This is a genomic window from Paenibacillus allorhizoplanae (genome assembly GCF_927798215.1).
Classification (GTDB): Bacteria; Bacillota; Bacilli; order Paenibacillales; family NBRC-103111; genus Paenibacillus_E; species Paenibacillus_E allorhizoplanae.
This window is the reverse complement of the sequence record NZ_CAKMMW010000029.1, coordinates 92,042-100,916: the sequence shown is the minus strand read 5'-3', so window position 1 is coordinate 100,916 and position 8,875 is coordinate 92,042. Positions and strand designations below refer to the sequence as shown.

General features: G+C 43.5%; 6 protein-coding genes and 1 other annotated feature. Of the genes, 4 read left to right on the top strand and 2 right to left on the bottom strand.

Annotation, left to right across the window (positions count from 1 at the left end; translation table 11 throughout):
* Window positions 1-317: 317 nt before the first annotated feature.
* Window positions 318-1,184, bottom strand: coding sequence for a helix-turn-helix transcriptional regulator (locus L6I86_RS31090; RefSeq protein WP_236292496.1), 867 nt, complete (start codon window positions 1,182-1,184; stop codon window positions 318-320).
* Between the two features lie 108 nt (window positions 1,185-1,292).
* On the opposite strand from L6I86_RS31090, the gene L6I86_RS31085 reads away from it, so the two are divergent.
* Both L6I86_RS31085 and ileS read left to right on the top strand, forming a co-directional pair.
* Window positions 1,293-2,294: a glycoside hydrolase family 130 protein gene (locus tag L6I86_RS31085; RefSeq protein ID WP_236292494.1), complete on the top strand. Its 1,002-nt coding sequence runs from the start codon at window positions 1,293-1,295 to the stop codon at window positions 2,292-2,294.
* Between the two features lie 54 nt (window positions 2,295-2,348).
* Window positions 2,349-2,605, top strand: a binding site (T-box leader).
* Window positions 2,606-2,687: 82 nt separating this feature from the next.
* Window positions 2,688-5,768 carry an isoleucine--tRNA ligase gene (gene ileS, locus L6I86_RS31080; protein WP_236292492.1) on the top strand — a complete coding sequence of 1,027 codons (3,081 nt, stop codon included), beginning with the start codon at window positions 2,688-2,690 and terminating at the stop codon, window positions 5,766-5,768.
* Window positions 5,769-5,809: 41 nt separating this feature from the next.
* Here the strand turns inward: ileS and L6I86_RS31075 are convergent, their stop codons facing one another.
* On the bottom strand, window positions 5,810-6,652 hold the full coding sequence (locus L6I86_RS31075; RefSeq protein WP_236292491.1) for an AraC family transcriptional regulator: 843 nt from the start codon (window positions 6,650-6,652) through the stop codon (window positions 5,810-5,812).
* Window positions 6,653-6,768: 116 nt separating this feature from the next.
* Between L6I86_RS31075 and L6I86_RS31070 the strand changes: the two genes are divergently transcribed.
* Together L6I86_RS31070 and L6I86_RS31065 are read left to right on the top strand one after the other, a co-directional pair.
* A complete protein-coding gene (locus L6I86_RS31070) occupies window positions 6,769-8,343 on the top strand; it encodes a hypothetical protein (RefSeq protein ID WP_236292489.1) in 1,575 nt (524 codons plus the stop codon).
* Between the two features lie 63 nt (window positions 8,344-8,406).
* Window positions 8,407-8,850: a cell wall hydrolase gene (locus L6I86_RS31065; protein ID WP_173109105.1), complete on the top strand. Its 444-nt coding sequence runs from the start codon at window positions 8,407-8,409 to the stop codon at window positions 8,848-8,850.
* Window positions 8,851-8,875: the final 25 nt, after the last annotated feature.

Below are 8,875 nucleotides of genomic sequence, written 5' to 3'. Positions count from 1 at the left end.
TCTTTAGGTTACCTTTCACCAGTTCAATATGAAGAAAACTACTACAAAGAAGTTAGTTAATTCTCTTAATAGGTGTCTACTTTCTTGACAGAGGTCCAAACATGTAGGTAGATATAGCATTTTTGTTCATTTTGGATAAAATGGCCAAAATGAACTGCAGGTTTTCCATTTATTCTGCGTTTGTTCAGAAAATCCCACTATGTACCTGTAGAAAATCCATTTATCCATCAGGCGCACAGGAGACTTGAGTAATTCGCACTTAATTCTGGCATGTAAAAATACCCGACCGAGCACTAGCTCAGTCGGGTATTTCTGTTTCACTTTAACTGTACCCTCATAGAGGCCCTATACATGGTCGGTGAAATCTCTACAAGTTTTAGGAAATTACGACTAAAGCTTGCAAATGATTCGTAACCGACTTCAAACGCGATATCCGTTACCTTCATTTCGGTTGTAGCTAACAAACTACAGGCGTGTCGAACCCGAGTTTCCTGCAGAAGGGTTACGAAGGTCACGCCAAGATGTTGAGATAAGATTTGCGTCACCCTAGAAGGATGACAATGGAAATGAGCGCCGATCAGCTCCAGCGTGAGCGGGTCACGATAGCGAGTATGAATATAGCGAAGTATGGCCCAAGGTAATGCGGTTTTGGACGTCAATTCGGAAACATTCGGCAGTGCGTCTGAGCCGCTGGGATGGAGCCTGTAAAGAAACGCAAGTATACGTTGGAGCTCTCCTTTCAAGAGAAGAGACTGCCAGATATCAGCGGGTTGTTCATATTCACGAAGCATCCCTTGCAGTTTCTGTCTTACGAGCTCAGATTGTTCAGCACTCAAGTCGTAGTGAGTTAGGAACGGATTGTGATCCGAGAGAAGCAAGCGCTCCGCTGGATCTCCAAGCAGCTCTAAGCCAAACATACAGTTGTACAGAATGAGCGGACTTCCGGGGTTCGCAGTGATTTCGTGCACTTGATAGGGAAGCAGAAGGGTGAAGGTTCCAGGCTGCATGGGATGCATTTGTCCGTTAACGGTTTCGTACCCATAGCCTTCAACAACCAAAGAGAATTCCAAGAAATCATGACGATGGCTGGGAAAATGATGATCAACCCGATTAATGGATAAATGAAAGGGAAATGCTCCGATATTGGGATAATCCGATAATTGCTTATTAATGGGAAATGTCATGAGAATCACTGCCTATTCAAGAAATGAGAGGTTTGTTCAAGGATTGATAGGTAACCTTCGCACACCTATTGTAACCTATTGATAGATAAGAATGAAGGAGGAACTCTCATGACATTAACCATCGGTTCATTAACATCTAGTTCTGTAATAACAAGACATCCAGCCAACCCAATCCTCACGGCAGATTCCGTGCCCTATCCTACAGCGCTTACATTCAATGCTGGAGTTACCAAATTCCAAGGCCAATATATTATGGTATTCCGTAATGACCACGGCTCTGTCAAAAATCAAACGTTAGAGCCTTCGCATACGACAGATCTAGGCCTTGCCTACAGCAAAGATGGCATTCATTGGGATGTACAGTCGAAACCTTGTTGGAAGCTGTATGATGAGGAAATCACACGCGTATATGACCCTCGACTAACGGTGATGGACGGACGTGTTTACATGTGCTTCGCAGTAGATACGCGTCACGGAGTTAGAGGCGGGATTGCGGTAACGGATGACTTTGATAAGTTTGAAATTTTGTCCATGTCAGCACCAGACAACCGGAATATGGTATTGTTTCCTGAGAAAATTAATGGTAATTATGTCCGTCTGGAGCGTCCTTTCCCGGTTTACAGCCGTGGGAAAGATCAATTTGATATTTGGCTTTCGCAGTCGCCTGATCTCAAATACTGGGGAGACACGGACCTCGTCCTAGGTGTTGAGCATGTGCCTTATGCGAATGACAAAATTGGTCCTGCCGCACCACCAATTCGTACGTCCAAGGGATGGTTAACGACGATCCATGCCGTTGATATCGATGCAAACCGTGGTAAAAATGGTTGGGAGCCAACGTGGAAAAAACGTTATACAGCAGGCATTATGCTGCTTGATTTGGATAACCCGAAGAAGGTTATCGGACTTTATAAGGAGCCATTACTAGCGCCAGAAGTTAGCTATGAAACTGATGGAGGCTTCCGTAATGATGTCATTTTCCCAGGCGGTATGATTCTAGAAGATGATGGTGAAGTGAAAATCTACTATGGGGCAGCGGATACCGTTGAATGTTTGGCAACTGCACATGTGGATGATTTGGTGAAGTTATGTTTGGAAGGAAATAAATAGCGCCTGTTGACTTTTGCTGATGAAGATGTAAGAATAAGTTAACTGAATGTTCGATTAAATTCATTGACGAGAAAGAGTATAAGGAGCCCTTGTTCCACAGAGAGTTGGCATACGCTGAGAGCCAATGTTCAAGACTTCATAGAAAATCCTCTCCGAGAAGGAAAGCTGAAGTAGGTAAGTAAGCTGACCCGGGTTCCAGCCGTTACTAAGGATGCGTATGATGGTACGTAGTTAGAGGCGTCGTAGGATTATGGTAGTCATAATCTATACGGAACTAGGGTGGTATCGCGAGATGAAATCTCGTCCCTTATGGGACGGGATTTTTTGTGTTTTCAATGAACCTTTTCGTCAAGGAACGAACGTGAAGTTGGACGAAATGAGAGGATGAGACCCATGAGAAAAGTGGATGTGAAAGAGAAGGCAAGAACGCGAGAACTCCGTGTTCTAGAACAGTGGAAACAGAATGACACATTTCGAAAATCGATTGAAAATAGAGAGGGAAAACCCAACTTTGTTTTTTATGAAGGTCCCCCAACAGCGAATGGCGAGCCGCATATCGGGCACGTGCTGGGACGAGTAATCAAAGATTTCATCGGTCGCTACAAAACGATGTCAGGCTTCCGTGTCATACGCAAAGCAGGTTGGGATACACATGGGCTTCCTGTTGAGCTTGGCGTAGAGAAAAAGCTTGGTATTTCTGGCAAACAGGAAATCGAATCCTATGGGGTCGCCAAATTCGTGGAGGCGTGTAAGAGCAGCGTTTTCGAATATGAGAAGCAGTGGCGTGAAATGACCGAAGCGATCGCTTACTGGACGGATATGGAGAACCCTTATGTCACACTAACCAATGATTATATCGAAAGTGTTTGGCACATTTTATCCACGATTCATGCGAAAGGGCATCTGTACAAAGGTCATCGCGTAAGCCCGTACTGCCCGGATTGTCAAACGACACTTAGCTCACATGAAGTTGCCCAAGGTTATGAAGATGTGAAAGATTTGAGTGCCACTGTGAAATTCACAAGCAAGATCGCAGATGAACATTTTCTTGCATGGACGACTACACCATGGACGTTGCCTGCCAATGTCGCTTTAGCTGTAAATAAAGATGTCGATTATGTCAAAGTTAAACAGCATGGCGAAGTCTACATTGTAGCAAGCAACCTTGTCGATAGCGTTATGAAAGGGGAGTATGAGCTCCTATCCACGCATAAAGGTTCTGAATTTGTGGGAACTCCTTACGTGGCACCGTTTAATTATTTACAAGTAACGAAAGGACATACCGTCGTAGACGCGGACTATGTTAGCGACACTAGTGGGACGGGGATTGTCCATATTGCGCCAGCTCATGGGGAAGACGATTACCGAACAGTACGCCAGCATGAATTGGATTTCGTGAATGTTGTTGATGCGAGAGGTCGTTACTTCGATCAAATCTCCGATTTTGCCGGTCGTTTTGTTAAGGATTGTGATATCGATATCGTTAAAAACTTAGCTGAGCGTGGTCTGTTGTTTACCAAGGAGCGATATGAGCATAGCTATCCATTCTGCTGGCGTTGTAAATCGCCGCTTCTCTATTACGCGACGGAGAGTTGGTTCATCCAAACAACGGCTATTAAAGATCAGTTGATCGCAAACAACAGTAAAATCACTTGGTATCCTTCCCACCTGAGAGAAGGCCGATTTGGTAAATTCTTAGAAGAACTCGTTGATTGGAATATCAGCAGGAATCGCTATTGGGGAACGCCACTCAATGTATGGATCTGCGAAGGCTGCAACACAGAATATGCACCACACAGCCATAAGGATCTTCGTGATAAATCAATAGATCCGATCGAGGAAAGCCTTGAGCTGCATAAGCCTTACGTGGATCAAGTAAAGCTGCGCTGCGCTTGCGGCGGTACTATGCATAGAACCTCGGAAGTCATTGACGTCTGGTTCGATAGCGGCTCCATGCCATTTGCCCAGTATCATCAGCCATTTGAACACAAGGAACTGTTCCAAGAGCAGTACCCCGCGGATATGATCTGCGAGGGGATTGATCAGACGCGCGGCTGGTTTTTCAGCTTGTTGGCGGTTTCTACCCTATATAATGGGCAAATCCCTTATAAATCTGTAGTCTCAACTGGGCATGTTCTGGATGAAAATGGCCAAAAAATGTCAAAGAGCAAGGGTAACGGGATTGATCCTTGGGAAATCATTAACGAATTTGGCACCGATGCATTCCGATGGGCATTGTTATCCGACAGCGCACCTTGGAGCAGTAAGAGGTTCTCTAAGCAAATTGTCGCCGAGGCAAAATCCAAAGTCATTGACACGATCAATAACACACATGCCTTCTATGCGTTGTATGCACAAATTGATCAGTATCACCCAGCTGATTATCCGCAAATAAACTCCGTAAATGTGTTGGATCGATGGATTTTATCTCGATTAAACAGCACCTTGCACAATGTAGTAAAAGGATTAGAAATCAACGATTTCTTGAATCCCGCGAAACAAATGGAAGCTTTCGTAGATGAACTTAGCAATTGGTATATCAGACGTTCACGAGATCGGTTCTGGGGAAGCGAATGGATCGAAGATAAAATTGCAGCTTATCAAACCTTACGTCATGTTCTGCTAACACTATCACAAATGATTGCTCCTTATACGCCATTCCTTGCAGATGATTTATATGCGAATTTGGGAGGCAAGGGAAGTGTACATCTGACCGATTATCCGACAATGGATGAAACGTTACACGATGTATCGTTAGAGAAAAAGATGGAAACCGTGAGGCAAATCGTGGAATTAGCTCGCAATATACGGAATGAAACAGGGATCAAAACACGGATGCCGCTGTCGGAGTTATACGTTTCGTTTGACAGTGCGTGTAACATTGGAGGATTCGAAGACATCATCCAAGATGAGATCAATGTGAAATCGATCCAAATCGTATCTAGCGATGTCAGCTTCGTTCGGTTCACTTTTAAGTTAAACTTGAAAGCAGCTGGCAAGAAGTTCGGGAAATTAGTGGGACCCGTGCAAGCCCAGTTGAAGCAGTTATCTGCTCTAGAAGCTAAAGCAGTCATAGAGAACGGCTTCCTGGATATGAAGATCGATGAGGAAGTCCTGCACATTCGGCTAGAGGATTTACTTATCGAGAAACAAGCGAATGAAGGATACGCTTCGGCTTCAGAATACCAAATGACCGTTGCCTTAAACACAACTATGACGGAAGAGTTAGAACAGGAAGGCATGGTTAGAGAGGTTATTCGAGCTATTCAAGATTATCGTAAAAAAATAGGGCTCCCGATCGAAAAACGCGTCGATCTTGTTCTAGATGTAGACGCACCATTACAAACTGCATTAGTACGGTTTGACCATGTTCTACAAGAACATGTGTTACTGAAGAGTGTTCGGTATGCTTCAGAGCCCAATATGGAGACCGTTTCGTATGGAGAGAGCAAGTTCAGTTTGCTAATCGTGTAAAAAGAAAGTAAGAGTAAGGCAGGACGCCAGCGGCGCCTGCTTTATTCTTGTTTACGACTCTTATAGAACTGTGGCGTCATACCCATTTTGATTTTAAATAATCGACTGAAATAGCGCTGATCCTCATAACCGATCATTTCTGCTATTTCCGCACAGCTTAGAAGGGAATGGCGTAACAAGTCGCAGGCACGATTCATTCTTTGAAGAAGAATATATTCATAAGGGGAGACTCCCAAGATTTCAGTAAAGACGGTCCGATAATGACTGATACTCAGATGTTCCATGTCAGCCAGTTGCTGTAGTGTTAATTGAGAATGAAAATGTTCGTGGATGTATTGTAAAGATTTTTCCATTCGATTGCGATGGGTAGACAAAGGTGATTTGGATTGCTGTACTTTACGTCCGATTAGTGCCAGCAATGAAATTAGGTTGGGGATCGCATCCAATTGTAAAAAGGAGTCCCTATGTGAAAATGTTTGAAATATCATCTGAAATTTCTCGACGACATGATCGATACTGGGGGCTTGCAGAATCAACCCCGTTGATAATCCACATGATTTCAACACTTCTGCTGCCGCATTTCCAGAAAAATGCACCCATACATACACCAATTCGGTATGCTCAACACGTTCAAAGTAGAACGGAATATGAGGTGTGAAAATGATACATTCTCCTGGTGTCATGATCGCTGAAACTTTTCCAGCTTGTACGCTAATACTCCCTTTCACCATATACAATAAGAAATAATCATTTCGAACAGAATTGGCCACATAGTGTTTTTGCATAACCTGGCAACCGGCACAGTTTACAATGAGATAGGTATCCGTAACGGCGTAATCATTGTCATTATCTTGAATGTTACGATAATAAGCTTGTTGCTTCACAACTTCACTCCCGTTGATTTGTCCACATTTGTAGTTGGAATCTTACTCCCTAGAAAGCAGTGTAAGGTATATGATGAATTATATCAATCACACATTTGAAGAGAGAAGGGTTTCTTTTGAAAAGGCAAATTGTCAACATTATTAACTTTATTCGTGCTGTTGAGCCGAGGCCGGGCAAAGATATTAATTTAGTTAAACCTGTGCAGGAACAAATTAAGCTACTCAAGAAACATGAGCTGAAAGGAACCTTTTTATTTCAATATGATGCCTTGATTAACCCCGTATTTACAGCACTGTTCGATGGTGTAAACACGGATCACATAGAGCTTGGGCTATGGCTAGAAGTAGTTGAACCGCTCGTTACAAAAGCAGGAATCCCTTGGAAAGGTCGTTATGCGTGGGATTGGCATGCACATTGCGGGTTTACTGTTGGATATACACGGGAACAGCGTGAGCGAATGATAGATATCCTAATGAATGACTTTTATTCGTTATTTCATCGTTACCCTAAGTCCATTGGTTCATGGACACTTGATGCCCACACGATCCATTATTTGGCTGAAAAATATGACATTGACGCCTTATGTATTTGTAAGGATCAGTGGGGAACAGATGGATATAATTTGTGGGGAGGCTATTATAATCAAGGATATTATCCTAGTCGTAACAACTATTTCAGTCCAGCACAAACCTCCGAACAACAGATTAACATTCCAATCCTGCGTATGCTGGGTTCCGATCCAATTCACCAATACGATGTTGGCTTGAACCTAGAAACGGGTGCCCCTGCTCATCAGCCTGTCATCACGCTTGAGCCCGTCTATCATGAACTGGGTGGTGGCGTAAACGCATGGACAGACTGGTATTTGAAAGAAAATTTCAGTGGAAACTGTCTTTCGTTCGGATACACACAGGTTGGACAAGAAAACAGTTTTGGGTGGGAGAAGATGAGTCAAGGGTTGAACTATCAGTTTGAACAGCTGGAAAAGCTACAAGAAGAAGGCAAACTTGAGGTAGAAACACTTGGCGAAACCGGATGCTGGTTTAAGGAAACTTACCAAGAAACGCCAGCTTCTGTTGTTGCTGCCTTTACAGATTTCATGGGAGAAGGGCACACATCAGTCTGGTACAACAGCAAATATTATCGTATCAACGTTTACACGGAGAACAATCGGTTCTGGATTAGGGATATGCACCTCTTCAGTGAAAATTACCATGAGCGATACTTGGATGAGGTTTGTACAGGCAACCAACTTCAGTTTAATAATTTGCCCATTATGGATGGTTATCGGTGGAGTGGCAATCAAATCCGCGCGGGAATATATCCGTATTACATCATTGATGGACAACTTGTGCCGCTAACTTTCGAAGAGATAGATTATCAGGAAGAAGAGGGCCATGCCATTCTTACATATAAAGGTACGGTCTTTGGAGTCATCACGATGACACTAGCTGAGGATTCAATGACAATCACGATCGAAATGAACGCAGATCAAGTTGTGTGGATCACCAAGTATGATACGAATGCGCAAAGCTTGCCACAAATCATTTCTGCAACGGAAAGCAAATTGCAAATGGTTTATGACCAATTTGAATATACTGCTTTTGAAGTGTTAGAGGGATCACTCGATGCTAGCTATTCGCTGCGAGCGAAGAACAACCAGATTATATTATCGTTTCGCGGTAAGTAAGTCACATTTCCACTTCCCCTACAATATGATGGGTCTAGACATATACTCAATTGAGGTGAGCGAATGGCAGTCGTAAAAGCTAGAAAGCAGGATATCGACATGTTGGCAAGGTTACTTCGAGCTGAAGCTGAGACCGAAGGCGAAACGGGTATGCTGCTTGTTGGAAATGTTGGCATTAATCGAATAAGAGCGAATTGCTCTGATTTTAAAAATCTCCGAACAATTCCCCAAATGATTAACCAACCACATGCGTTTGAAGCGTTGCAGCACGGGTTGTACTATCAAAACGCTAGAGAAAGAGAGCGGCGCTTAGCACAAAGAGCTGTAAATGGGGAGCGGGTTTGGCCAGGTAAATTTTCACTCTGGTATTTTCGACCGGGAACGTTCGACAATCCTGGACCATGTCCAGATACCTGGTATAATCAGCCGAAAGCTGGCCGTTACAAGAAGCACTGTTTCTATGAGCCGACCGCCAAAGAGTGTCAAAATGTCTACAATACGTTTTAATTGGTTGAATAGAATCGTTTAGACA